General features: G+C 72.3%; 18 protein-coding genes. 16 read left to right on the plus strand and 2 right to left on the minus strand.

The features are described from left to right. The first annotated feature begins 175 nt into the window (after positions 1-175). The 11 genes from rmdB to ACFYZ3_RS36765 all read left to right on the plus strand — a co-directional run bounded on the left by rmdB (position 176) and on the right by ACFYZ3_RS36765 (position 13,820). Complete coding sequence (rmdB, locus tag ACFYZ3_RS36715; RefSeq protein WP_388527269.1) at positions 176-2,416, plus strand: cyclic Di-GMP phosphodiesterase RmdB; 2,241 nt, start codon at positions 176-178, stop codon at positions 2,414-2,416. 304 nt (positions 2,417-2,720) lie between these two features. Beyond that, positions 2,721-3,017 (plus strand): Asp-tRNA(Asn)/Glu-tRNA(Gln) amidotransferase subunit GatC, encoded by a 297-nt coding sequence (gatC, locus tag ACFYZ3_RS36720; protein ID WP_003973500.1) that lies wholly within the window; start codon positions 2,721-2,723, stop codon positions 3,015-3,017. A 3-nt stretch (positions 3,018-3,020) separates the two neighbouring features. After that, a complete protein-coding gene (gene gatA, locus ACFYZ3_RS36725; protein ID WP_388527272.1) occupies positions 3,021-4,514 on the plus strand; it encodes an Asp-tRNA(Asn)/Glu-tRNA(Gln) amidotransferase subunit GatA in 1,494 nt (497 codons plus the stop codon). Continuing rightward, on the plus strand, positions 4,511-4,750 hold the full coding sequence (locus ACFYZ3_RS36730) for a hypothetical protein (RefSeq protein WP_007444751.1): 240 nt from the start codon (positions 4,511-4,513) through the stop codon (positions 4,748-4,750). Before gatA ends, ACFYZ3_RS36730 begins: the two co-directional genes overlap by 4 nt. 15 nt (positions 4,751-4,765) lie before the next feature. Beyond that, positions 4,766-6,280 carry an Asp-tRNA(Asn)/Glu-tRNA(Gln) amidotransferase subunit GatB gene (gene gatB, locus ACFYZ3_RS36735; RefSeq protein ID WP_388527275.1) on the plus strand — a complete coding sequence of 505 codons (1,515 nt, stop codon included), beginning with the start codon at positions 4,766-4,768 and terminating at the stop codon, positions 6,278-6,280. A 240-nt stretch (positions 6,281-6,520) separates the two neighbouring features. Then, complete coding sequence (locus tag ACFYZ3_RS36740) at positions 6,521-8,767, plus strand: MMPL family transporter (protein WP_388527278.1); 2,247 nt, start codon at positions 6,521-6,523, stop codon at positions 8,765-8,767. Next, entirely contained in the window at positions 8,745-9,329 is a 585-nt protein-coding gene (locus ACFYZ3_RS36745) for a GNAT family N-acetyltransferase (protein ID WP_388527281.1), read from the plus strand. Before ACFYZ3_RS36740 ends, ACFYZ3_RS36745 begins: the two co-directional genes overlap by 23 nt. A gap of 35 nt (positions 9,330-9,364) precedes the next feature. Further along, the gene (locus ACFYZ3_RS36750) at positions 9,365-9,973 is read left to right on the plus strand and encodes a hypothetical protein (RefSeq protein WP_388527283.1); all 609 of its coding nucleotides are present in this window, start codon (positions 9,365-9,367) and stop codon (positions 9,971-9,973) included. 207 nt (positions 9,974-10,180) lie between these two features. Then, entirely contained in the window at positions 10,181-10,366 is a 186-nt protein-coding gene (locus tag ACFYZ3_RS36755) for a hypothetical protein (RefSeq protein WP_388527285.1), read from the plus strand. 104 nt (positions 10,367-10,470) lie between these two features. Continuing rightward, a complete protein-coding gene (locus ACFYZ3_RS36760) occupies positions 10,471-13,572 on the plus strand; it encodes an AAA family ATPase (protein ID WP_388527288.1) in 3,102 nt (1,033 codons plus the stop codon). A gap of 38 nt (positions 13,573-13,610) precedes the next feature. After that, entirely contained in the window at positions 13,611-13,820 is a 210-nt protein-coding gene (locus ACFYZ3_RS36765) for a DUF6191 domain-containing protein (protein ID WP_388527291.1), read from the plus strand. Between the two features lie 8 nt (positions 13,821-13,828). On the opposite strand, the gene ACFYZ3_RS36770 is transcribed toward ACFYZ3_RS36765, so the two are convergent. Both ACFYZ3_RS36770 and ACFYZ3_RS36775 read right to left on the minus strand, forming a co-directional pair. Then, positions 13,829-15,037, minus strand: coding sequence for a PQQ-dependent sugar dehydrogenase (locus ACFYZ3_RS36770; RefSeq protein WP_388527294.1), 1,209 nt, complete (start codon positions 15,035-15,037; stop codon positions 13,829-13,831). A gap of 87 nt (positions 15,038-15,124) precedes the next feature. Then, positions 15,125-16,123 carry an aldo/keto reductase gene (locus tag ACFYZ3_RS36775; RefSeq protein WP_388527297.1) on the minus strand — a complete coding sequence of 333 codons (999 nt, stop codon included), beginning with the start codon at positions 16,121-16,123 and terminating at the stop codon, positions 15,125-15,127. Between the two features lie 74 nt (positions 16,124-16,197). Between ACFYZ3_RS36775 and ACFYZ3_RS36780 the strand changes: the two genes are divergently transcribed. The 5 genes from ACFYZ3_RS36780 to ilvC form a co-directional block, all read left to right on the plus strand. Beyond that, positions 16,198-17,139 carry a 2-hydroxyacid dehydrogenase gene (locus ACFYZ3_RS36780; RefSeq protein ID WP_388527300.1) on the plus strand — a complete coding sequence of 314 codons (942 nt, stop codon included), beginning with the start codon at positions 16,198-16,200 and terminating at the stop codon, positions 17,137-17,139. A gap of 414 nt (positions 17,140-17,553) precedes the next feature. Further along, positions 17,554-20,652 (plus strand): putative bifunctional diguanylate cyclase/phosphodiesterase, encoded by a 3,099-nt coding sequence (locus tag ACFYZ3_RS36785; RefSeq protein ID WP_388527303.1) that lies wholly within the window; start codon positions 17,554-17,556, stop codon positions 20,650-20,652. Between the two features lie 241 nt (positions 20,653-20,893). Further along, on the plus strand, positions 20,894-22,735 hold the full coding sequence (locus ACFYZ3_RS36790) for an acetolactate synthase large subunit (RefSeq protein ID WP_388527306.1): 1,842 nt from the start codon (positions 20,894-20,896) through the stop codon (positions 22,733-22,735). A gap of 21 nt (positions 22,736-22,756) precedes the next feature. After that, positions 22,757-23,281, plus strand: a complete 525-nt coding sequence (gene ilvN, locus ACFYZ3_RS36795; RefSeq protein WP_003973483.1) for an acetolactate synthase small subunit — start codon at positions 22,757-22,759, stop codon at positions 23,279-23,281. Between the two features lie 140 nt (positions 23,282-23,421). Further along, on the plus strand, positions 23,422-24,126 hold a 705-nt coding region (gene ilvC / locus ACFYZ3_RS36800), incomplete at its 3' end, for a ketol-acid reductoisomerase (protein ID WP_388527311.1).

A 24,126-nucleotide genomic window follows, 5' to 3' on the forward strand; every position in this document is an offset into this window, starting at 1 on the left:
CCCTGGAAGCCTTCCGCGGCCTACTGTTGAGGTGTGCGCCCGCCGTGCCCAGCTGCGGTCGGGGCACCCCCCTGCCCCGAGTGACAGGGGGAGGGGTCTCCGACGCGGAGCCGTTGAAGGTGGTCGAGGCGGGGGCCGCGTGGCGTGGGCACCGCCGGCTGTGAGAGGGACGGGAATGGAACCGACCGAGAGCGCCGCCGCGGGCTCACGGCTGAGCCTGCGTCGCATGGTGGGCGCGTGGCACGTGAGCCGGTGGCTCGGGCAACGCGATGGTGGCGTCCCGCCCTCCGCGACGGGCACCCGCGTGCCGCAGGCCGTCGGCCACACCCACGGCCACGCGCAAGGACATCCCCACGGCCTCGCCGACCCGGACGGTGAACGGCACCTGTCCTGGCCCGCGTTGCCCGCGGCCGTCGTCGCGATCGCCGCCTTCGTCCTGGGCGCCGGTTTCTACCGGGCGTTCAGCGACGGGCACGCCCTCTTCCCGCCCGGCACCGTCGGCTGGTCCCTGGCCGTGCTGGCCGGCATCGTCGTCGGCCACCTGGTCATGCTCGGCCGCTCCCGCTGGTGGGGCGGCACCGGTTCGGGCGCCGCCCTCACCCTCGCCGTCCTGCTGCTGTACGGCTGGGTCCCGGCCGGCATGGTCAGCCTCACCGTCGTCGTCCTGGTCGGGATAGCCCGCCGGGGCCGCTGGCGGCAGGGCGTCCTGCACGGCGCGGTGGACATCCTCGGCATCGCCGCGGGTGCCCTGCTCCTCGGCGTCTGCGGCTCCGTACCGTCCGTGGAGCACCCCTGGGACCCGGCCACGTGGGGGGTGTACGCGGCGCCCAAGGTGGCACTCGTCGCCATCGCCTACCTCGCCGTCACCCGCGCCCTGCTGTGGTATCTCCAGACACCGCGCCCCGGTCTGCCCACCGTCGCCCGCACCGCTCTGGTCAGACAGGGACTGGTCGCGGTCGCGCTGCTCGGCATCGCCCCGCTGATCTGCGTCGTCGCCGTCGCCAAGCCGCTGCTGCTGCCGCTGTTCGCCATCCCGCTCATCGCCCTCGACTCCACCCTGTGGATCGCCCGCGCCCGCGCCGAGGAGCAGTTGCGCGACCCGCTCACCGGTCTGCCCAACCGGCAGTGGCTCCTGGAGCGCACCTGGACCGCGCTGGACGACGCCGAGCGCATCGGCGCCCGCGCCGCCCTGATGCTGATCGACCTCGACCGTTTCCGGTCGGTCAACGACACGCTCGGGCACCTCGCCGGCGACCGGCTGCTGCTCCAGACCGCCGACCGGCTGAGGCAGGCCCTGCCGCGCGGGGCGGAGGCCGCGCGGCTCGGCGGTGACGAGTTCGCCGTCTTACTGCCCGTCGCCGACTCCACCACGTCGGCGACCCGGGTCGCCCGGAGCCTGGTGGGTGCGCTCAGTTCCCCCATGGACCTGGACGGGCTCACCCTCGTCCTGGAGGCCAGCGCCGGCGTCGCCGTCTTCCCCGACCACGCGCTGGACGCCGAGGGGCTGCTGCGCCGCGCGGACGTGGCGATGTACCAGGCGAAGCGGGACCGCACCGGGGTGGAGGTCTACGAGTCCAAGCGGGACTCCAACACCCCGGACCGGCTCGGCCTCCTCGGCGACCTGCGCCGTGCCCTGGACGCTCACGAGGTCCAGCTGCACTACCAGCCCAAGGTCCGCTTCGACGGGCAGGTCGCGGGCCTGGAGGCCCTGGTGCGCTGGGTGCACCCCGAGCGGGGCAAGGTGCCGCCGGACGAGTTCATAGCGATCGCCGAGTCCTCCGGGCTGATGCCCCACCTCACCGAGTACGTACTGGAGACCGCGCTCGGCCAGGTCGCCCGGTGGCGCGCCCAGGGGCTGTTCGTGCCGGTCGCGGTCAACGTCTCCCCGCGCGACGTCCACACCCCCGGCTTCGCGGGCTCGGTGGCCGCCCGGCTCGCCCGGCACGGAGTCCCCGCGGGAGCGCTCCAACTGGAGATCACGGAACACGTCCTCCTGGAGGACCCGCAGCGCGCCGCCGACACCCTCAACGCGCTGACCGGTCACGGCGTCAAGATGTCCCTGGACGACTTCGGCACGGGGTACTCCTCCCTCGTCCACCTGCGCAGGCTGCCGGTCAGCGAGCTGAAGATCGACCGCTCGTTCGTGGCCCGGCTGGCCATCGACAACGAGGACGCCGAGATCGTGCGCTGCACCGTCGACCTCGCCCACTCGCTCGGCCTGCTCGTCGTCGCCGAGGGCGTGGAGGACGATGAGACCTGGGAGCGCCTGCGGGACCTCGGCTGCGACGCCGTACAGGGCTGGCTGGTCGCGGCCGCGATGCCCCCGGAGGAGACCACGGCCTGGCTGCTGGCCCGCGGCTCGCGCGGCTGGGTCCGGGCCGCCGCCGCCCTGCCCGCGGCGGCGAGCGACGAGTGACCTGACCGCGGCGACCACGCCGCGCGACTCGCCCCTCCCTCACCGCGGCGGTGAGGGACCGGCACGACCACTCCGCCGAGATGTTCCTCCTCCTGGAGGTCCGGGAGCCGTACGACAACCACTTCCTGAGCAGCGCCGCCCGGGACGCGCGGCGCGGGTGAGCCACCCCGGGGGGAAACCGTTTAACGGCCACGGGGCCCGGCCCCATAGGATTGGGCCAAACCGATTGGGCCGAATCGACGGGGACAAGCGACTTGTCCCGGCCGAGGTGCCCCGACCACACACTCACCCAGAGGAACGCTGCATGCCTGGCATCACGCGCGAGGAGGTCGCCCACCTCGCCCGGCTGGCGCGTCTGGAGCTGAAGCCCGAAGAGCTCGAGCACTTCGCGGGACAGCTGGACGACATCATCGGCGCGGTCGCCCGCGTCAGCGAGGTCGCCGACCAAGACGTACCGCCGACCTCGCACCCGCTCCCGCTGACGAACGTCATGCGGCCGGACGAGGTCCGTCCGTCGCTCACGCCCGAGCAGGCGCTCTCCGGCGCCCCGGCCCAGGAGCAGCAGCGTTTCAAGGTGCCGCAGATCCTGGGGGAGGAGTAAGCCATGAGCGACATCATCAAGCTCACCGCGGCCGAGATCGCCGCGAAGATCGCCTCCGGCGAGCTGACCGCCGTCCAGGTCACCGAGGCCCACCTGGCCCGCATCGAGGCCGTCGACGAGAAGGTGCACGCCTTCCTGCACGTGGACCGCGAGGGCGCGCTGGCCCAGGCCCGCGACGTCGACGCCAAGCGCGAGCGCGGCGAGAAGCTCGGCCCGCTGGCCGGCGTCCCCCTCGCGCTCAAGGACATCTTCACCACCGAGGGCATCCCCACCACCGTCGGCTCCAAGATCCTCGAGGGCTGGATCCCGCCGTACGACGCGACGGTCACCCAGCGCCTCAAGGCCGCCGACGTCGTCATCCTCGGCAAGACCAACATGGACGAGTTCGCCATGGGCTCCTCCACCGAGAACAGCGCCTACGGCCCGACCGGCAACCCCTGGGACCTCACCAAGATCCCCGGCGGCTCCGGCGGTGGCTCCTCGGCGGCCCTCGCCGCCTTCCAGGCCCCGCTCGCCATCGGCACCGACACCGGCGGCTCCATCCGCCAGCCCGCGTCCGTCACCGGCACGGTCGGCGTCAAGCCGACCTACGGCGGCGTCTCGCGCTACGGCATGGTCGCCTTCTCCTCCTCCCTCGACCAGGGCGGCCCCTGCGCCCGCACGGTCCTGGACGCGGCCCTGCTGCACGAGGTGATCGCCGGGCACGACCCGATGGACTCCACCTCCATCGACGCCCCGGTCCCCGCGGTCGTCGAGGCCGCCCGCAACGGCAGCGTCGACGGCATGCGCGTCGGCGTCGTCAAGCAGTTCCGCGGCGAGGGCTACCAGGCCGGTGTCGTCCAGCGCTTCGACGAGTCCGTCGAGCTGCTGAAGTCGCTGGGCGCCGAGATCGTCGAGCTGGACTGCCCGTCCTTCGACCTCGCGCTCTCCGCGTACTACCTGATCGCCCCGTCCGAGTGCTCCTCCAACCTGGCCCGCTTCGACGGCCTGCGCTACGGCGCGCGCGTCGGCGACGACGGCACGCACTCCGCCGAGGAGGTCACCTCCCTGACCCGCGAGGCCGGCTTCGGCCCCGAGGTCAAGCGCCGCATCATGCTCGGCACGTACGCCCTGTCGAGCGGGTACTACGACGCGTACTACGGCAGCGCCCAGAAGGTCCGCACCCTCATCAAGCAGGAGTTCGAGCGGGCCTTCGAGCAGGTCGACGTGATCGTCTCCCCGACGACCCCGACCACCGCCTTCGCGATCGGCGAGCGCGCCGACGACCCGATGGCGATGTACCTGGCCGACCTGTGCACCATCCCCACCAACCTGGCGGGCAACGCGGCCATGTCGCTGCCCTGCGGCCTCGCGCCCGAGGACAACCTGCCGGTGGGTCTGCAGATCATCGCCCCCGCCATGAAGGACGACCGGCTCTACAGGGTCGGCGCCGCCGTCGAGGCCGCCTTCGTGGAAAAGTGGGGCCACCCGCTGATCGAGGAGGCTCCGTCGCTGTGAGTGCACTGACCAAGGCCAAGGGCTTCAAGAAGTCCAAGTCCGGTCTGTACGTCTCGATGGCCACGTCGGCGTTCGGCGCCGTCGGGGTCTACAAGCAGATCAAGAAGGCCCGTGGCGAGAGCGACACGCTGCGACTGCTCGACGCCGTCGTCACCGGAGCCGCCGTCGTCACCAACCTCGCCATCCTGTACCGCGAGCTGAAGCGTCTCGGCGACGACGACGTCCTGCTGGGCTGAGAGGGAAGTTTCACCGTGACCACCACGACCGACCTGGTGTCGTACGAGGACGCACTCGCGTCGTACGACCCCGTCATGGGCCTCGAGGTCCATGTCGAACTCGGCACCAAGACCAAGATGTTCTGCGGCTGTTCGACCGCGCTCGGTGCCGACCCGAACACCCAGACCTGTCCCGTCTGCCTCGGCATGCCCGGCGCGCTCCCGGTCGTCAACGCGACCGGCGTCGAGTCGGCCATCAAGATCGGTCTCGCGCTGAACTGCGAGATCGCCGAGTGGTGCCGCTTCGCCCGGAAGAACTACTTCTATCCGGACATGCCGAAGAACTTCCAGACCTCCCAGTACGACGAGCCGATCGCCTTCGACGGCTACCTCGACGTACAGCTGGAGGACGGGGAGACCTTCCGCGTCCAGATCGAGCGCGCCCACATGGAGGAGGACACCGGCAAGTCGCTGCACGTCGGTGGCGCGACGGGCCGGATCCACGGCGCCTCGCACTCCCTGCTCGACTACAACCGCGCAGGCATCCCGCTCATCGAGATCGTCACCAAGCCGATCGAGGGAGCGGGCGAGCGGGCCCCCGAGGTCGCCCGGGCGTACGTCCGCGAGCTGCGCGAACTCATCCGTGCCCTCGGCGTGTCCGAGGCCCGCATGGAGATGGGCCAGATGCGCTGCGACGTCAACCTGTCGCTGCGCCCGCACGGCCGGGAGAAGTTCGGCACCCGCAGTGAGACCAAGAACGTCAACTCGCTGCGCTCCGTCGAGCGCGCCGCCCGCTTCGAGATCCAGCGGCACGCCGCCGTGCTGAACGACGGCGGCACGATCATCCAGGAGACCCGCCACTTCCACGAGGACACGGGGTCCACCACCTCGGGCCGCGTGAAGGAGGAGGCCGAGGACTACCGGTACTTCCCGGAGCCCGACCTGGTGCCCGTCGCCCCGTCCCGCGAGTGGGTCGAGGAGATCCGGTCCGGCCTGCCCGAGCTGCCGCTGGTGCGCCGCAACCGCCTCCGCGAGGAGTGGGGCATCTCCGGCAACGACATGCAGTCCATCCTCAACGCCGGAGCCCTGGACCCGATCGTCGCCACGATCGACGCCGGTGCCGACGCTGCCTCCGCCCGCAAGTGGTGGATGGGCGAGCTGGCCCGCAGCGCCAACGAGTCGGGCAAGACGCTCGACGAGCTGGCGATCACGCCGGTCCAGGTCGCCCGCGTCGCCGAGCTGGTGACCAAGGGCGAGCTGAACGACAAGCTGGCCCGCCAGGTCATCCTCGGCGTCCTCGCCGGTGAGGGCACGCCGGACGAGGTCGTCGACAAGCGCGGCCTGAAGGTCGTCTCCGACGAGGGCGCGCTGACCACCGCCGTCGACGAGGCCATCGCCGGCAACCCGGGCATCGCGGACAAGATCCGCGGCGGCAAGGTGGCCGCGGCCGGCGCCCTGGTCGGCGCGGTCATGAAGGCGACCCGCGGCCAGGCGGACGCGGCCCGCGTCAAGGAACTGATCCTGGAGAAGCTGGGCGTGGCCGAAGGCTGACACTCGTACACCCGACGAGCCCTGGGGGGACGCGCCGAGCACGGCGGGTTCCCCCGGGGCCGTTGTTGTGAATAAGGACACTAAGTCCGCAAAGGATCACTTCTGCCTGCAAGAGTGATTCCGCATTGCTCATGCGTTCTTTGCGGTCTGTTCACACCATGGACGGCCATTCCCGGTCTTCCCGGCTTCACGGGTGTTCCCGGTCAAAGATCCACAATCAGACACCCTGGGAGCACGTTCGTGGCAGCCCTCGCACGCTGGTGTGTTCAACGTCGCCTCGTCACCGTCCTGCTCTGGCTGCTCGCCCTCGGCGGGGTGGCCACCGCCACCACGGTCGCCGGCTCCGCGTACTCCAACGACTACGGGATCCCCGGCACCGGCTCCGACCGCGCCTCCCGGCTGCTCGAATCCCGCTTCCCCGACCTCGGCGGCGACAGCGACACCATCGTCTGGCACACCACGTCCGGCACCGTCCGCGCGGCCGACGTCGAACAGGCCATGACGCGCACCCTGGACCGCATCGCGGACCTGCCCGGGGTGGCCGCGGTCAGCAACCCGTACCACGACGCCGACTCGCCCCTGATCAGCGAGAACGCCGACACCGCGTACGCCACCGTCACCTTCGAGGCCGCCTCCCAGGACCTCGACCCGGGCCAGGCACGGGCCGTGGTCGACACCGCCGAGGCCGCCGAGACCGACGGGCTCCGGATCGAACTGGGCGGCGGCGCCATAGCGCTCACCGAGTCCGGCGGCAGCCACCTCGCCGAGGCCGTCGGGGTGGCCGTGGCCGCGGTCGTGCTCTTCGTGGCCTTCGGGTCCGTCGCCGCGGCACTGCTGCCCATCGCCACCGCGCTGGTCTCCGTCGGCACCGCCTACGCCGCCATCACGCTCCTCGGCCACGCCATGACCGTCGCCGACTTCGCGCCCATGCTGGGCACCCTCATCGGACTCGGCGTCGGCATCGACTACGCCCTGTTCATCGTCACCAGACACCGGCGCGGACTGAAACGGGGCCTGTCCGTGGCGGAAGCCGCCGCCGACGCCGTGGCGACCACCGGACGAGCCGTGGTGTTCGCGGGTGCCACCGTCTGCATCGCCCTGCTGGGCATGCTGATCCTCCGGCTGAGCTTCCTCAACGGCGTCGCCGTCGCTGCCTCGCTGACCGTGCTCCTCACCGTCGCCGCCTCCGTGACGCTGCTGCCCGCCCTGCTGGCGTACATCGGGCCGCGCGCCCTGAGCCGGCGCGAGCGGCGCCGGCTCGCCGAGCACGGCCCCGAACCCGAGGTGCCGACCGGGTTCGCCGCCCGCTGGTCGGCCTTCGTCGAGCGCCACCCGAAACTGCTCGGCGCGATCGCCCTCGTCGTCATCACCGTCGTCGCCCTGCCCACCCTCGGCCTGCGCCTCGGCACCTCCGACCAGGGCAACGACCCCAAGGGCACCACCACCCGCCAGGCCTACGACCTCCTCGCCGACGGCTTCGGTCCCGGCGTCAACGGACCGCTCACCCTGGTCACCGAGGTCCGCGGCGCCGAGGACCGCCTCGCCCTGGACAACCTGGACGCCACCCTGCGCACCACCGAGGGCGTCTCCTCGGTGACGCCGGTGATGTACAACTCCGGCGGCGACGCCGCGTACCTCACCGTCGTACCCGAGTCGGCACCGCAGTCCGAGGACACCAGCGACCTGGTCGAGCGGCTGCGCTCCGAGGTGCTGCCGCGCGCCGAGGCCGGCACCGCGCTCGACGTGCACGTCGGCGGCGTGACGGCCGGCTACGACGACTTCGCCGACGTCATCGTCGGCAAGCTGCCCCTCTTCGTCGGCGTCGTCATCGGCCTCGGCTGCCTGCTGCTCCTGCTGGCCTTCCGGTCCGTCGGCATCCCCCTCAAGGCCGCCGCCATGAACGTGGCCGCGGTGGCCGCCGCCTTCGGCGTGGTCGTGGCGATCTTCCAGTGGGGCTGGGGAAGCGAACTGCTCGGCCTCGGCAGCGCGGGGCCGATCGAACCCTTCCTGCCCGTGATCATGGTCTCGGTGCTCTTCGGGCTCTCCATGGACTACCAGGTCTTCCTGGTCAGCCGGATGTACGAGGAGTGGCTGGAGACCGGAGACAACCGCCGGGCCGTCCGGGTCGGGCTCGCCGAGACCGGCCGCGTGATCAACTCCGCGGCCGTCATCATGATCTCGGTCTTCCTCGCCTTCGTCCTCAGCGGCGACCGGGTGATCGCCATGTTCGGCATCGCGCTGGCCGCCGCGGTCGCCCTGGACGCCTTCGTCCTGCGCACCCTCCTGGTGCCCGCCCTGATGCACCTGCTCGGCCGCGCCAACTGGTGGCTGCCGCGCCGCCTGGACGCCCTCCTGCCGCGCATCAGCATCGAGCCGCCCGAGTGCCGGGCCGCCCATGAGAGGCTGGCCGCGGCGACGGACGCCGAGGTGGCGGACGTCCTGGCGGAGGAGGAACGGCAGCGGGATGTACGCGATACCACTGGGTGACGACGGGGCCGAGCTGCGCCCCCTGGAGACCTGGCACGCCGAGGAGTTCCTGGCCCACCTGGACCGGGGCCGGGACTTCATCACCGAGCACATCCCCTTCGGGGTGAAAGCCACCGACGTCGACTCCGCGCGCGAGGTGCTCCAGGCCTACGCCGACCGGCACGCCGCCGACAGCGGTTTCCTGCACGGGCTGTGGCTGGACGGCACCCTCGTCGGCGGCCTGCTCTACCGCGTCTTCGACGCCGCCACCGGCGTCTGCGAGATCGGCTGCTGGCTGGAGCCCGCCGGAACGGGCCGCGGCCTGGTCACCCGCGGTGCCCGCGTGCTGATCGACTGGGCCTTCGACGAGCGCGGCATGCACCGCGTGGAGTGGCACGCCTCGACGGCGAACACCCCGAGTGTCAACGCCGCACGGCGACTCGGCATGATGCGTGAGGGCGTGCTGCGCGAGAGCTTCCCCTACCGGGGCAAGCGCCAGGACATGGAGGTGTGGGCCGTGCTCGCACCCGAGTGGCGTGCGGCACGCGAAGCACGCGCGCGTGCCGCTCACAAGGATCATTAAGGGACCTCTCAGACAGCGTCCGTACGGTGCGAGGCATGGGAACGAAGACAGTGGACGAGACCGGCGTGAAGACCGACGAGCACAGGACGGACGAGGCGGCCGAAGCGGCCGAGGCGACCGAGGCCGCCGAGTCCATTGAGGTCACCAAGGCGCCCGAGGCCCCTGAGGCGGCCGAGACCGACACCCCCGAGGACGCCGACACGGCGACGGACGAGGACACGGACGGCACCGAAGGGACCGAGGCGGCCCCAACCGGCGTCGGCCAGGGCGCGGGCGCCGTGGTCTCCGCCGGTCTCGGCATCGTCTCCCTGACCGGCAGCTGGGTCGGCACCGTGGCCTCCGCGCGCGAGTCCCTGATGGGCCAGCTGCAGACGTCCTCGTCGTCGGACGTCGGCACGCTGATCGAGAAGGGCTACGGCAACGCCTGGCAGGCCACCGCGATGTGGGGCGGCATCTTCGCCCTGGTCGCGCTGATCGTCGGCGTCGTCGTGCTGGCCCGTCCCGCGTTCGGCGCGCCCGGCCGCCCGCAGGCCCCGTGGATCAAGTCGGTCGCCTGGGCGGGTGTCGCCCTCGGCGTCATCGGCCTGCTGCTGGCCGTGCTGAAGTACACGGACGTCCTGCTGGGGCTGCCCGCCACCGGCTGACCAGGCACTTCTGAGGGGTCTTAGGACGGTCGCCCGCCTGTGGCGCGCGCCCTAAGACCCCTCACGCGCGTCTAAGGCCCCGCGGGGCACCGAAGATGCGGAACTTACCCGATGTGGCCTACCCCCCTTGGAGACGAAGGTTGAGGCATCGCAAGCGAGCGAAGCCGAAACCGAAACCGAAACCGAAGAGAAGCCGAGGGGCACACCATGTACGAGTACGAGTTCCAGCAGTACCGCTCCGCCGAACTGATCCGCCGCGCCGACGAGGCCCGGCTGGCCCGCGAGGTGATCCGGGCCCGTCGCGCCGCCCGCCGCCAGGCCCGGCACGGCGCCGACGAGGCGGAGAGCCATACGCCGCGACAGCGCCGGCCCCGGTTTGCCCGGGCCGCGTGAACGGGGGAGCCGGGGAGGGAGGCCGCACGGCCTCCCTCCCCGCCCTCGTTCCCGCCGCCGTCCACTCGTCGAAAACCGGTGCCCCGCTGTCGTACCCCCATGCGATGCTCGGGTCCGTGGAGACCAGGTCCGTCAGTCCCGTGTTCGTCGGCCGCACCGGCGAACTGGACACGTTGAACGAGGCGCTCGCCCGCGCGTGCGTCGCCGGGGGAGAGCCGCAGGCACTGCTGCTCGGCGGCGAGGCCGGCGTCGGCAAGACCCGCCTCGTCGAGGAGTTCGCCGCCGCGGCGGACCGGCGCGGCGCCGTCGTCGCGCTGGGCGGCTGCGTGGAGATCGGCGCCGACGGGCTGCCCTTCGCGCCCTTCTCCACCGCGCTGCGCGCCCTGCGCCGCCACCTGCCCGAGGAGCTGGCCGCCGCGGCCGCCGGCCAGGAGGAGGAGCTGGCCCGGCTGCTGCCCGAACTGGCCGAGGGCGCCCCGGCCACCGGCGGCGGCCGGCACGACGAGGAGAGCATGGCCCGGCTCTTCGAACTCACCGCCCGCCTGCTGGAGCGCGTCGCCGCCCGGCACACCGTCGTCCTCGTCCTGGAGGACCTGCACTGGGCCGACGCCTCCACCCGCCACCTGATCGCCTACCTCTTCCGCACCCTGCGCACCGGCCGCCTCGTCGTCCTCGCCACCTACCGCTCCGACGACATCCACCGCCGCCACCCGCTGCGCCCCCTGCTCGCCGAGCTGGACCGGCTGCGCACCGTCCGCCGTGTCGAACTCGGCCGCTTCACCCGGGACGAGGTGGGCCGCCAGATCGCCGGGATCCTCGCCCACGAGCCCGACCCGCTCCAGGTCGACGAGATCTTCGAACGCTCCGACGGCAACGCCTTCTTCGTCGAGGAGCTGGCCGCCGCCGCCCACGAGGGCAGCTGCACCGGCCTCACCGACTCCCTGCGCGACCTGCTCCTGGTCCGAGTCGAAGCCCTGCCCGAGAGCGCCCAGCGGGTCGCCCGGATCGTCGCCGAGGGCGGCTCCACCGTCGAGTACCGGCTGCTCGCCGCCGTCGCCCGGCTCGCCGAGGACGACCTCATCGAGGCGCTGCGCTCCGCGGTCAACGCCAACATCCTGCTCCCCGCGCCCGACGGCGACGGCTACCGCTTCCGGCACTCCCTGGTCCGCGAGGCCGTCGGCGACGACCTGCTCCCCGGCGAACGCTCCCGCCTCAACCGGCGCTACGCCGAAGCCCTGGACGCCGATCCCACGCTGGTGCCCGCCGCCGAGCGCGTGATGCGCCTGGCCAGCTACTGGTACCACGCCCACGCCCCCGCCAAGGCCCTGCCCGCCGTCCTGGACGCCTCGGTCGAGGCCCGCCGCAGGCACGCCTACTCCGAGCAGCTGCGGCTGCTGGAGCGCGCGATGGAGCTGTGGGACTCCGCCCCCGACGACGTACGCGCCACCCTGCGCCCCGTCGACTACACCGAGGTCTACCCTCCCTGCGGCTGCGACCCCGCCACCACGCCCCTGGGCTATCTGGACCTGATGGCCGAGGCCGCCGTAGCCGGGCGGCTGTGCGGGGAGCGCGAACGCGCCATGAAGATCACCAAGCGGGCGCTGCGCCTCCTGGAGGACGAACAGGACACGGGCACCGCGCCGGGCGCGAGCGGCCGGGACCCGCAGCGCGCGGCCTGGTTCTGGACCCAGCGCTCGCTGCTGGTCCAGGCCCAGGGCCGCGGCGACGGCTGGCGGGAGCTGGGCATCGCCCAGGAACTGGTCCGCGGCCTGCCGCCGTCCCAGGTGCACGCCGAGGTGCTCGCCATGTCCGCCAACTGGTCGATGCTGCACAGCCCCGGCCCCGACGCCATGACGGCGGCCGAACGGGCCGTCGAGTACGCGCGCATGGTGGGCGCCGACGAGATCGAGCTGAACGCCCGGCTCACCCTCGGCGGCCTGATGGTGGACGCCGGGCAGATCGACGCGGGACTCGCCGAGATGTTCCAGGTCAGGGATCTGGTGGTGGCCCAGGACCGGTCCGCGGTGGTGGCCCGCAGCCACGTCAACCTGCCCTCGTCCCTGGAAGGCGTCGGCCGCTCGCGGGACGCGCTCGGCATCCTGCGCGAGGGCATCGACCTCACCCGGCGGACGGGGCTGCTGGAGTCCGAGGCCTGGGTCTGGGGCAACCTCGCCGAGTCGCTGATCTCCCTGGGCCGCTGGGACGAGGCCCTCGAAGCGGCGGACCGGGCCGGAGCACCGGGCCGCGGCCCCGCACCACGCGGTGGCGCCGCACTCAAACGCGCCGTCGTCGCCCTCGCCCGCGGCGAGCGGGCCGAGGCCGCCGGGCTGCTCGCCGAGGCCCGCGCCGCCTACGGCACCCACGATCCGATGCCGCAGCACCGCCTGCCGCTGGCGGCCCTCGCCATCGGCGTCGCCGCGGCCGAGGGACGCCTCCCGGACGCCCGCGCCGAACTGGTCCGCGTCCTGGACGCGGGCTTCCCGCCCGGCACCCAGCGCTTCGGCTGGCCCCTGCTGCTGTCCGCCGCCGCGGCGGAGGCCGACGCGCGCGCCCTGCCGGCCGCCGAAGAGGGCCGCGCCGACCTCCTCGACCGCCTCGCCGAGGCCGCGAAGCACCTGACGACGGGCGCCCCGGTCTGGGTCGCCCACGAGCGCTGGGTCCGCGCCGAACTCCACCGCGCCCGGGGCCGCGACACCCCGCGGCTCTGGTCGGAGGCGGTCACCGCCTTCGAATGCCTGGAGCGCCCCTACGATCTCGCCCGCGTCCGCCACCGGCTGGCCGATGCCCTCCTGGCCACCGGCGGCGACGACGAGCGCGCCCGGGCCACGGAACTGCTGCGCCTGGCCCACACCGTCGCCGACCACCTCGGCGCGCGCCCGCTGTCCGACGCGGTCGCCGTGCTCGGCCGGCGTGCCCGCCTCACCCTCGGCCGCGCCGGCGAATCCGTACCCGCCTCCGGGCCCGCCGACCCGGCCGACGCCCTCGGCCTCACCGGCCGGGAGCGGGACGTCCTGCGGCTGGTCTCCGACGGCCGCACCAACCGGCAGATAGCCGAGGAGCTCTTCATCTCGCCCAAGACGGCCAGCGTCCACGTCTCCAACATCCTGGCCAAGCTCGGCGTCTCCGGCCGCGGCGAGGCGGCGGCGGTGGCCCACCGGCTGGCGCTCTTCCCCGCCGAACGGCTCACGTCCCGTTCGACGGAGTGAGGCTTACGCTGTAAGGGACGCCGACCGACGGAGGCCCGATGTTCAACGCATTCGAGGAACTTTTCTCGCCCGGCCGCAAACACACCAACGACGAGCAGAACCGCCTCGAACTGACCCGCGAGGACGTGGGCGACGGCGACCCCGCTCGCGGCCCCATAGACCTCACCTCGGGCAAGGTCGTCGTCCACCGGCCGCGCGCCGAGGAGGAGGCGCAGGCCCCGGTGACCCCGTCCCCGGACGACGAGTAGCCGGCCGCCTACTTCACCTCCAGCTCCAGGATCCGGTCGTCGTCGCCCTTCGCGTCGCCGCGGCCGTCCGTGTTGCTGGTCACCAGCCACAGCTTGTCGCCGCCCGCCGGGGCCACCGTACGCAGCCGGCCGTACTCGCCCTCCAGGAACGCCTGCGGGTCGGCCGCGGCCCGTGTCCCCTTCAGCGGGATCCGCCACAGCCGCTCACCGCGCAGCCCCGCCATCCACACGGAGCCCTCGACGTAGGCGATGCCGCTGGGGGAGGCCTCGTCGGTGCTCCACTGCGCCACCGGGTCGTGGAAGCCGGAGCCGCCGCCCTTGCCCTCCGCCTCCGGCCAGCCGTAGTTGCCACCCGGCTCGATCGCGTTCAGCTCGTCCCAGGTGTCCTGACCGAACTCCGAGGCGAACAGCCGCTGCTTGCCGTCCCAGGCGAGCCCCTGCACGTTCCGGTGGCCCAACGAGTACACGGGGGAGTCCGGGAAGGGGTTGCCGGGCGCCGGTTCGCCGTCCGGGGTCATCCGCAGGATCTTGCCGCCGAGCGACTCCTTGTCCTGCGACAGACCGGTGTCACCGCTCTCGCCCGTGCCCGCGTAGAGCATCTTGTCGTGGCCGAAGGCGATCCGACCGCCGTTGTGGATCACACCCTTGGGAATGCCCCGGAAGACCGTGTCCGGCGCGCCCAGCTGCTCGCCGGACGGCTTCTTCTCGTCGTACAGCATGCGCACGATCCGGTTGTCCGAGGCCGAGGTGAAGTACGCGTAGACCATGTGGTCCGAGGCGTAGTCGGGGGAGAGCGCGATGCCGAGCAGGCCGCCCTCGCCGGACGGGGACACCCCGGGCACCTCGCCCAGCTCGGTCTTCTTGCCGGTCTTCGCGTCGACGCGCGTGATCGTGGCCTCGTCGCGCGAGGACACCAGCAGGTCGCCGCCCGGCAGCGGGGCCAGGCCCCAAGGGCTGTTCAGCCCCGTGGCGACCGTGCGGAGCACCTTGACCGAGCCCTTCGCGGGCGGTGCCTGCTCGGTGGGTGATCCGGCGGGCGAGGACTGCGCCGCCGTACTCGTGGGGGAGGCGCCGCGGTCCGTTCCGGACGGGTCCGCGCCGTCGGAGGAGTCGGAGGAGCAGCCGGCCGTCAGCAGGAGAGCGGCGGTCAGCACGGCCGGCACGGCTCGACGTTGCACGATCTTGGTCCCTTCGACGCGGCGGGTTCTCCCTGTCATACACCGCAGGGGCTCCCCAAGTTCCCGATCGCCGAATCCCGAACCCGAACCCCTGATCCGGCGGCGGCCGGCCGGGCGCCGCGGGTCTCACTCCCAGGAACCCTGCGCCGGCGGCAGCGCCCGCACCTCCGCCAGGTCCCGCTCGGTCAGCAGCAGCCGGGCCGCCCCCGCGTTCTGCGTCACCCAGCGCTCCTGCTTGGTGCCCGGCACCGGCACCACGTGCCGCCCCTGGGCCAGCACCCAGGCCAGCGCCACCTGCGCCGCGGTGACCCCGTCGCCGTGCCGGGCGGCGATCCGGCGCAGCGCGGCCACGATCGGCTGGTTGGCCGCCATCATCTCGGCGGTGAAGCGGGGGTGCCGGGCCCGCAGGTCCTCCGGTTCGAAGCCCTGGCCGGGCGTCAGCGTGCCGGTCAGGTAGCCGTTGCCCAGCGGCATCGCGGCCAGGAAACCCACGCCGCGCGAGACGCACCACGGCAGCAGGGTCCGCAGCGCCTCCGGGGACCACACCGACAGCTCGGCCTCGACCGCGCTCACCGGGAAGACCTGCTGCACCCGCTCCAGCTGGCGGATCGTCGCGTCGTGCAGCCGCGCCCCCGGCCGCCGGGCCGACCGCGCCCCGACCGCGCACAGGCCGAGCGCCCGCACCTTCCCGGCCCGCACCAGCTCCGCCATCGCGCCCCAGGTCTCCTCGACCGGTATCTCGGGGTCGGCGCGGTGCAGTTGGTAGAGGTCGATGACGTCCGTCTGGAGCCGGCGCAGGGACGCGTCGCAGGCACGCCGCACATAGCCGGGGCGGCCGTTGGCCACGATGTGCTGCTCACCCACCAGCAGACCGACCTTGGTCGACACGAAGGCCTCGGACCGCCGCTCCCTCAACACCCGCCCCAACAGCAGCTCGTTGGTGAACGGGCCGTACATGTCCGCCGTGTCCAGCAGGGAGACACCGAGGTCGAGGGCCCGGTGCACGGCCCTGAGCGACTCGTCGCCACGCTGCCGCGAGGCGCTGTACGCCCAGTTCATCGGCATGCACCCCAGTCCGACGGCCCCCACCGCGAGTGCCGTCGCGCCGATCGTCCTGCGCTCCACCGGTCGTGACCCTCCCTTGTCGGACCACCCAACCTAACCTTTGCCTCTCCGCCCCCTGACATAGCCTCCTGACCATGACTGCTGACGTGTGGCTGCCCATCCCGCCGGACGAGATCGAGGGCCTTCCCGAAGGTCCCGCCTACCGCCACTGGGACGGCGAGGAGACCTTCCCCGCCGACCCGGCCGACTGCGCCTTCTACGTCGTCCCCTACATGAAGCCCAGCGCGGTGGGGGTACGCCCGCTGCCCGAGATGCGCTCCGTCCAGGTCGTCCAGACCCTCTCCGCGGGCATCGACCACGTCGAACCCGGTCTCGGGCACCTGCCCGCCGGGGTACGGCTGTGCAACGCGCGCGGCGTGCACGAGGCCAGCACCGCGGAGCTGACCCTGGCCCTGGTCCTGGCGTCGCTGCGCGGCATCCCGGACTTCGTGCGGGCGCAGGACCGCGGCGAGTGGCTCGGCGGGTTCCGGCCCGCGCTCGCGGACCGGACGGTCCTCATCGTCGGGTACGGGTCGATCGGCGCCGCGATCGAGGACCGGCTCGTGCCGTTCGAGGTCGCGCCGGTCGTGCGCGTCGCGCGCTCCGCCCGCACCACGGAGCGCGGCCCCGTGCACCCGCTCACCGAACTCCCCCGCCTGCTCCCGCAGGCCGATGTGGTGATCCTGTCCACACCGCTCACCGAGGCCACCCGGGGACTGGCCGACGCCGAGTTCCTGGCCCGGATGAAGGACGGTGCCCTGCTCGTCAACGTGGCGCGCGGACCGGTCGTGGACACGAAGGCGTTGCTCGCCGAACTGGAGAGCGGACGCCTCACCGCGGCCCTCGACGTGACCGACCCCGAACCGCTGCCGCCGGGCCACCCCCTGTGGCATGCTCCCGGCATAGTCGTCAGCCCGCACGCAGGCGGTCCGACCTCCGCCTTCCTGCCGCGCGCCGAGCGGCTGCTGGTGGACCAGTTGACCCGGTTCGTGAACCGGGAGCCGCTGCGCAACGTGATCCTGACGACGGGCTCGTAATCGGTTTCGGGCACCCTCCGCGACTCCCCGGATGCGGTGGGTGCGCGCATATCCGCTGGTCGTCACGGAGCGTAGAGAACCTATGTCCCTGAGTGACGAGACTGGTGTATCGTCCGACAGGGGACGCGCCGCGCACCGTACGGCGCCGGGGATGGACATCTCAGACTGTGGAGGGGGGCGACGGGCGATGCACGGCCTATGGACCGACGATCCGACGCGGCGGAGCCGCCGCCGGCGACCCTGGCGCACGACCACGACAACGACCGCGCGCCGACGGGGTCGGCACGGCCACCATGGTGGCCGGCCCGCTCCGCGCTGCCCCCACCCGCGCCGACCGGGCGACCGCAGAAGGCAGGACCGGCCGGTCCACCGGTGCGCGCGGGACGCGGGAGCGGTGCGGACCGGGAGGCCCCGGTGAGTCCGCCGCCCGTGCCCACGCTGGACGGAGCGCTGCGCCGCCAGGCCGCGTCCGGACCGCTGCTGCCCCGGCCGTCGGCCGCCGCCGGCGGGCCGCCCCTCGTCCGCCAGCTCGTGCTCGCCCTGGTCTGCGCGGCCTACGCCGTCGGTGCCGCGCTCGGCTGGGGTTCGCAGTACGTCGCCAAGATCATGGGCGACTTCGGGCTGAGCGCCGCTGCGGCCGCCGCCGCCGTCTCCTGCTTCCTCTACGCCCGCGGACGCCGCGTCCGCTTTCGACCGGCCTGGCTGCTCTTCGCCCTCTCCTCGGCGATGGCGTCCCTGGGCAACCTGGTCTGGGGGTGGTATGAGGTCGTGCTGCGGGTGCCGGTGCCCAGCCCCAGCTACGCGGACCTGTTCTTCCTGTGCTTCGCCCCGCCCGCCATCGTGGGACTGCTGGTGCTGGCCAAGCGGCCGGTGACCAAGGCCGGGTGGATCTGCCTGGGCCTAGACGCCTGGCTGATCGGCGGTTCGCTGCTGACCCTGGCCTGGAGTCTGGCGCTCGCCCAGGCGGCCAAGGCCGAGGGCGGTTCCAGCGTGGCGCACGCGGCGCTCTCGGTGGCCTACCCGCTGCTCGACATCGCCCTCGTCAGCATGGTGCTCGCGCTGCATTTCCGGCGGTCGCCCGTGTGCAGATCCGCCGTCAACACCGCCATCGGCGCCCTCGCCCTGACCGTGGTGTGCGACGCCCTGTTCACCTCGCCGCTGCTCCACAACAGCTACCGCTCAGGGCAGTTGCTCGACGCGGGCTGGTTCGCCGGCTCCCTGCTGCTCGCGTACGCCCCCTGGGCCGCGTCCCGGCGCGGGCGTGCGACGCCGGAAGAGAAGGGGACCGGCGGCCACACCCGCGTGGTGCGCGAGCACGTGCCCGGCCAGCGCGGCAGCGGTCACCGGCCCACGCCCCCCTCGGTACCGCCCGCCACGTCCACCGCCCTGCCCGGACCCGGGCAGGGCGGCGAACGGGGCCGCTATCCGGCCGCCCGCCCGATCGCCGGGTCCCTGGCCGCGCTCACGCCGTACCTCGCGGCCGCCGTCTGCACCCTGGGCATCCTCTACAACGTCCTCAACGGCCGCAGCGTCGACCGCGTGGTCCTGCTGACCGGCGGCACCGTCGTGCTCGCGCTCGTCGTCCGGCAGGGCATCATGCTGCTCGACAACATCGTCCTCACCCAGGAACTGGCCCAGAAGGAGAACCACTTCCGCTCCCTGGTCCAGGGCTCCAGCGACGTCATCATGATCGCCGCGCCCAACGGCATCCTCCGCTACGTCTCCCCGGCCGCCGCCGGGGTCTACGGACGGCCCGCGGAGGAACTGGTGGGCACCGAGCTGGCCGGTCTCATCCACCCCGAGGACCTCGGCTGCGTGGTGCACGAGGTGCGCCGGTTCCTGGCCGCCAACCCGGTCGAGGAACCCACCACCCGCATCGAGTGCCGTTTCCGTTCCGGGGGCGGGGGAGGGTGGCTCAACGTCGAGTCCACCGTCAACCGGCACCACGGCGGCCTCATCTTCAACAGCCGGGACGTGACCGAAAGAGTGCGCCTCCAGGCGCAGCTCCAGCACAACGCCGAACACGACCCGCTCACCGACCTGCCCAACCGCGCGCTGTTCACCCGGCGCGTCCAGCAGGCCCTCTCCGGCCGCCGCGCCTCGGACCGGGGCGCCGCCCTGCGCGGGACGGCGGTGCTCTTCATCGACCTCGACGGCTTCAAGGGCGTCAACGACACCATCGGGCACCAGGCCGGGGACGAGCTGCTCGTCCAGGCCGCCCGCAGACTCCACGAGGCCGTCCGCAAGGGCGACACCGCCTCCCGGCTCGGCGGTGACGAGTTCGCGGCCCTGATCGTCGGGGACGGCGCCCGGGACCGGGCCGCCCGTGAGGGCCACATCCGGGAGTTGGCCGACCGGCTCAGACTGACCCTCTCCCAGCCCTACCTCATCGACGGCAACGAAGTCCGGGTCAACGCCTCCATCGGCGTTGCCTTCGCCGAACCAGGCCTGGGCGCCGGTGAGCTGCTGCGCAACGCCGACCTCGCCATGTACCGGGCCAAGGCGGGCGGCAAGGGGCGCGTCGAGCTGTACCGACCGCAGATGCAGCAGGACGTGGTACGCAAGGCCGAGCTGGCCACCCGGCTGCGGGCCGCGCTGCACGACGGGGAGTTCGCCCTGCTGCACCAGCCGGTGGTCTCGCTGACGGACGGCCGGATCACGTCGGTGTGCGCCCAGGCGCGCTGGCGCTCCTCACAGGGCGTGCTGTTCACCCCCGCCGAGTTCCTGCGGGTGACCGAGGAGGGCGACCGGACCGCCGAACTCGACCGCTGGGTGCTGCGCGAGGCCGTCGAGCAGGCCGCCGAGCGAGCGGCGACCGGGCTGTCCGTGACCGTGGCCATACGCATCGGCGCCCGCCGCCTGCTGGACCGTTCCATGCCGCTGGGCTCCGTGGAGGCCCTGCTGACCCGCCACGGACTGCCCCCGGGCTCACTTGTGATCGAGCTGTCGGACATCGACCCACGGGTCGGCCTCGACGAGCTGGACCGCCGGCTGAACGCCCTGCGCAGGGTCGGTGTCCGGATCGCCCTGGACGGCTTCGGCAGCGGCTACGCGGCGATCACGGCGCTGCGGCGCCTGCCCGTGGACGTCCTCAAGCTCGACCGGGGCCTGGTCGAGGGCGTCGTGGAGTCCGCGCGGCTGCACAAGATCACCAGTGGTCTGCTGCGCATCGCCACCGACCTCGGACTGAAGTCCGTCGCCGACGGCGTCGACCTGCCCGAGCAGATCGTCGCCCTGCGCGCGATGGGCTGCACCCACGGACAGGGCATGGCGTTCTCCGGGGCCCTGGACGAGTACCGGCTGCGCAGAGCGCTCGCGACCGGTCACTACCCGGTGCCCCACGGGCCGGCCGAGCCGGCCTTCGCGGGCGGCGGTGCCGGGGTCTACGGCAAGAGCGTCGGCGGCCCGGGTCCGGGTCAGGTCACCGGCGGTGTCCCCTCCGGACTGCCGGCCGTTCTGAGTGGTGGCACGGCCCTTCGCTCACATAATGAGACTCCTGTCCCACCCACTTGACAGTGAGTGCGCGCCGGAGGGAGGGTCAGTGCCATGCGCACCCGAATTCTCGTACTTGGAAAGCGCGTCGGCTGAAGCTGGTGACGTCCGGACCGACCCGGACTCCCCGCGACCCACACCGACGCGCTCCCCTCGCTTGCCTTACGGCACGAGGGGTTTTTTGTTGCACAGGCACCTGCCGAGCAGCAGCTCAGATCGCCCAAACCTCGCAAAAACCCTCAGCATCGAGAAGAGAACGCCGATGACCGAGCAGGCCACCGGGGCTCACCCGCAGCCCCGGCCCCGATCCGGAGGACAGTCCGCCCCCGAGCACGTCACGGGTGCGCAGTCCCTCATTCGCTCTCTCGAGGAGGTCGGCGCCGACACCGTATTCGGCATCCCGGGTGGCACGATCCTTCCGGCCTACGACCCGCTGATGGACTCCACCAGGGTGCGCCACGTCCTGGTCCGCCACGAGCAGGGCGCCGGCCACGCGGCCACCGGCTACGCGCAGGCCACCGGCAAGGTCGGCGTCTGCATGGCGACCTCGGGCCCCGGTGCCACCAACCTGGTCACCCCGATCGCCGACGCCAACCTGGACTCCGTGCCGCTGGTCGCGATCACCGGGCAGGTGGTCTCCTCCGCGATCGGCACGGACGCCTTCCAGGAGGCGGACATCGTCGGCATCACCATGCCGATCACCAAGCACAGCTTCCTGGTCACCAAGGCCGAGGACATCCCCCGGGTGATCGCGCAGGCGTTCCACATCGCCTCCACCGGCCGCCCCGGCCCCGTCCTGGTCGACATCCCCAAGGACATCCTCCAGAAGAAGACCACCTTCTCCTGGCCGCCGGTCATGGACCTGCCCGGCTACCGCCCCGTCACCAAGCCGCACGCCAAGCAGATCCGCGAGGCGGCCAAGCTGATCTCCGCGGCGAAGCGGCCCGTGCTCTACGTCGGCGGCGGCGTCCTCAAGGCGAAGGCCACCGCCGAGCTGAAGGTCCTCGCCGAACTCACCGGAGCGCCCGTCACCACCACCCTGATGGCGCTCGGCGCGTTCCCCGACAGCCACCCGCTGCACGTGGGAATGCCGGGCATGCACGGTGCGGTCACCGCCGTCACCGCGCTGCAGAAGGCCGACCTGATCGTCGCCCTCGGAGCCCGCTTCGACGACCGCGTCACCGGCAAGCTGGACAGCTTCGCCCCGTACGCCAAGATCGTCCACGCCGACATCGACCCGGCCGAGATCGGCAAGAACCGCGCCGCCGACGTGCCGATCGTCGGCGACGCCCGCGAGGTCATCGCCGACCTCGTGCAGGCCGTCCAGAAGGAGCACGACGAGGGCAACACGGGCGACTACAGCGCCTGGTGGAAGGACCTGAGCCGCTGGCGCGAGACCTACCCCCTCGGCTACGACCAGCCCGAGGACGGCTCGCTCTCCCCGCAGCAGGTCATCGAGCGCGTCGGACAGCTGGCGCCCGAGGGCACGATCTTCGCGGCCGGCGTCGGCCAGCACCAGATGTGGGCCGCTCACTTCGTGCAGTACGACAAGCCCGCCACCTGGCTGAACTCCGGCGGCGCCGGAACGATGGGCTACGCCGTCCCGGCCGCCATGGGCGCCCAGGCCGGCATGCCCGACCGCACCGTCTGGGCGATCGACGGCGACGGCTGCTTCCAGATGACCAACCAGGAACTGACCACCTGCGCCCTGAACAACATCCCGATCAAGGTCGCCGTCATCAACAACGGCGCCCTCGGGATGGTCCGCCAGTGGCAGACCCTGTTCTACAACCAGCGGTACTCCAACACGGTGCTGCACTCCGGCCCGGAGGACGTCAACCCTCAGGCCCGCGGCACCCGCGTCCCCGACTTCGTGAAGCTGTCGGAGGCGATGGGCTGCTACGCCATCCGCTGCGAGGACCCCGCCGACCTCGACAAGGTGATCGAGGAGGCCAACTCCGTCAACGACCGCCCCGTCGTCGTCGACTTCATCGTCCACGAGGACGCGATGGTCTGGCCGATGGTCGCCGCCGGCACCTCCAACGACGAGATCATGGCCGCCCGGGACGTCCGCCCCGACTTCGGCGACAACGAAGACGACTGAGCGAGAGAGACCGAAGAGACCATGTCCAAGCACACGCTCTCCGTCCTGGTGGAGAACACCCCCGGCGTCCTGGCGCGGATCACCGCCCTGTTCTCCCGCCGCGGCTTCAACATCGACTCGCTCGCCGTCGGCGTCACCGAGCACCCCGACATCTCCCGCATCACCATCGTGGTGAGCGTCGAGGACTTCCCGCTGGAGCAGGTCACCAAGCAGCTCAACAAGCTGGTGAACGTGCTCAAGATCGTCGAGCTGGAGCCCACCCAGGCCGTCCAGCGCGAACTCGTTCTGGTGAAGGTGCGCTCCGACAACGAGACACGTTCCCAGATCGTCGAGATCGTCCAGCTCTTCCGCGCCAAGACCGTCGACGTCTCCCCGGAGGCCGTCACCATCGAGGCCACCGGGAGCAGCGACAAGCTGACCGCCATGCTCCGGATGCTGGAACCGTACGGCATCAAGGAGCTCGTCCAGTCCGGCACGATCGCCATCGGCCGCGGCGCCCGTTCGATCACGGACCGCTCGCTGCGCGCACTCGACCGGTCCGCGTAACAACGGAAAACGGTCCGCACCACAACGGAAACGGGCGGCCGCGGACACCACCGGCCGCCCGCATTCCGAGACCCCGAGACTTCCCTTCCCCCCACCGGCATACGGTGGGACGCAACACCTGCACACAAGGAGATAACCCAGTGGCCGAGCTGTTCTACGACGCCGACGCCGACCTGTCCATCATCCAGGGCCGCAAGGTCGCGGTCATCGGGTACGGCAGCCAGGGCCACGCCCACGCCCTGTCGCTGCGCGACTCCGGTGTCGACGTGCGCGTCGGTCTGCACGAGGGCTCCAAGTCCAAGGCCAAGGCCGAGGAGCAGGGCCTGCGCGTGGTGCCGGTGGCCGAGGCCGCCGCCGAGGCCGACGTCATCATGATCCTGGTCCCGGACCCGATCCAGGCCGAGGTCTACGAGAAGGACATCAAGGACAACCTGAAGGACGGCGACGCGCTGTTCTTCGGCCACGGCCTGAACATCCGCTACGGCTTCATCAAGCCCCCGGCCGGCGTCGACGTCTGCATGGTCGCCCCCAAGGGCCCGGGCCACCTGGTGCGCCGTCAGTACGAGGAGGGCCGCGGCGTTCCCTGCATCGCCGCCGTCGAGCAGGACGCCACGGGCAACGGCTTCGCGCTGGCCCTGTCGTACGCCAAGGGCATCGGCGGCACCCGCGCCGGCGTCATCAAGACGACCTTCACCGAGGAGACCGAGACCGACCTCTTCGGCGAGCAGGCCGTCCTGTGCGGTGGTACGGCCGCGCTGGTGAAGGCGGGCTTCGAGACCCTGACCGAGGCCGGTTACCAGCCGGAGATCGCCTACTTCGAGTGCCTGCACGAGCTGAAGCTGATC

The organism is Streptomyces sp. NPDC001599, assembly GCF_042893535.1.
Taxonomy (GTDB): domain Bacteria; phylum Actinomycetota; class Actinomycetes; order Streptomycetales; family Streptomycetaceae; genus Streptomyces.

Bases quoted from the DNA above. Each gene is read 5' to 3' on its own strand.
- ACFYZ3_RS36765 (WP_388527291.1), top strand. From the start codon at position 13,611: ATGTTCAACGCATTCGAGGAACTTTTCTCGCCCGGCCGCAAACACACC.
- ACFYZ3_RS36780 (WP_388527300.1), top strand. From the start codon at position 16,198: ATGACTGCTGACGTGTGGCTGCCCATCCCGCCGGACGAGATCGAGGGC.
- ACFYZ3_RS36760 (WP_388527288.1), top strand. From the start codon at position 10,471: ATGCTCGGGTCCGTGGAGACCAGGTCCGTCAGTCCCGTGTTCGTCGGC.
- ilvN (WP_003973483.1), top strand. From the start codon at position 22,757: ATGTCCAAGCACACGCTCTCCGTCCTGGTGGAGAACACCCCCGGCGTC.
- ACFYZ3_RS36745 (WP_388527281.1), top strand. From the start codon at position 8,745: ATGTACGCGATACCACTGGGTGACGACGGGGCCGAGCTGCGCCCCCTG.
- ACFYZ3_RS36755 (WP_388527285.1), top strand. From the start codon at position 10,181: ATGTACGAGTACGAGTTCCAGCAGTACCGCTCCGCCGAACTGATCCGC.
- rmdB (WP_388527269.1), top strand. From the start codon at position 176: ATGGAACCGACCGAGAGCGCCGCCGCGGGCTCACGGCTGAGCCTGCGT.
- ACFYZ3_RS36750 (WP_388527283.1), top strand. From the start codon at position 9,365: ATGGGAACGAAGACAGTGGACGAGACCGGCGTGAAGACCGACGAGCAC.
- ACFYZ3_RS36790 (WP_388527306.1), top strand. From the start codon at position 20,894: ATGACCGAGCAGGCCACCGGGGCTCACCCGCAGCCCCGGCCCCGATCC.
- gatC (WP_003973500.1), top strand. From the start codon at position 2,721: ATGCCTGGCATCACGCGCGAGGAGGTCGCCCACCTCGCCCGGCTGGCG.
- ACFYZ3_RS36770 (WP_388527294.1), bottom strand. From the start codon at position 15,037: ATGACAGGGAGAACCCGCCGCGTCGAAGGGACCAAGATCGTGCAACGT.
- gatA (WP_388527272.1), top strand. From the start codon at position 3,021: ATGAGCGACATCATCAAGCTCACCGCGGCCGAGATCGCCGCGAAGATC.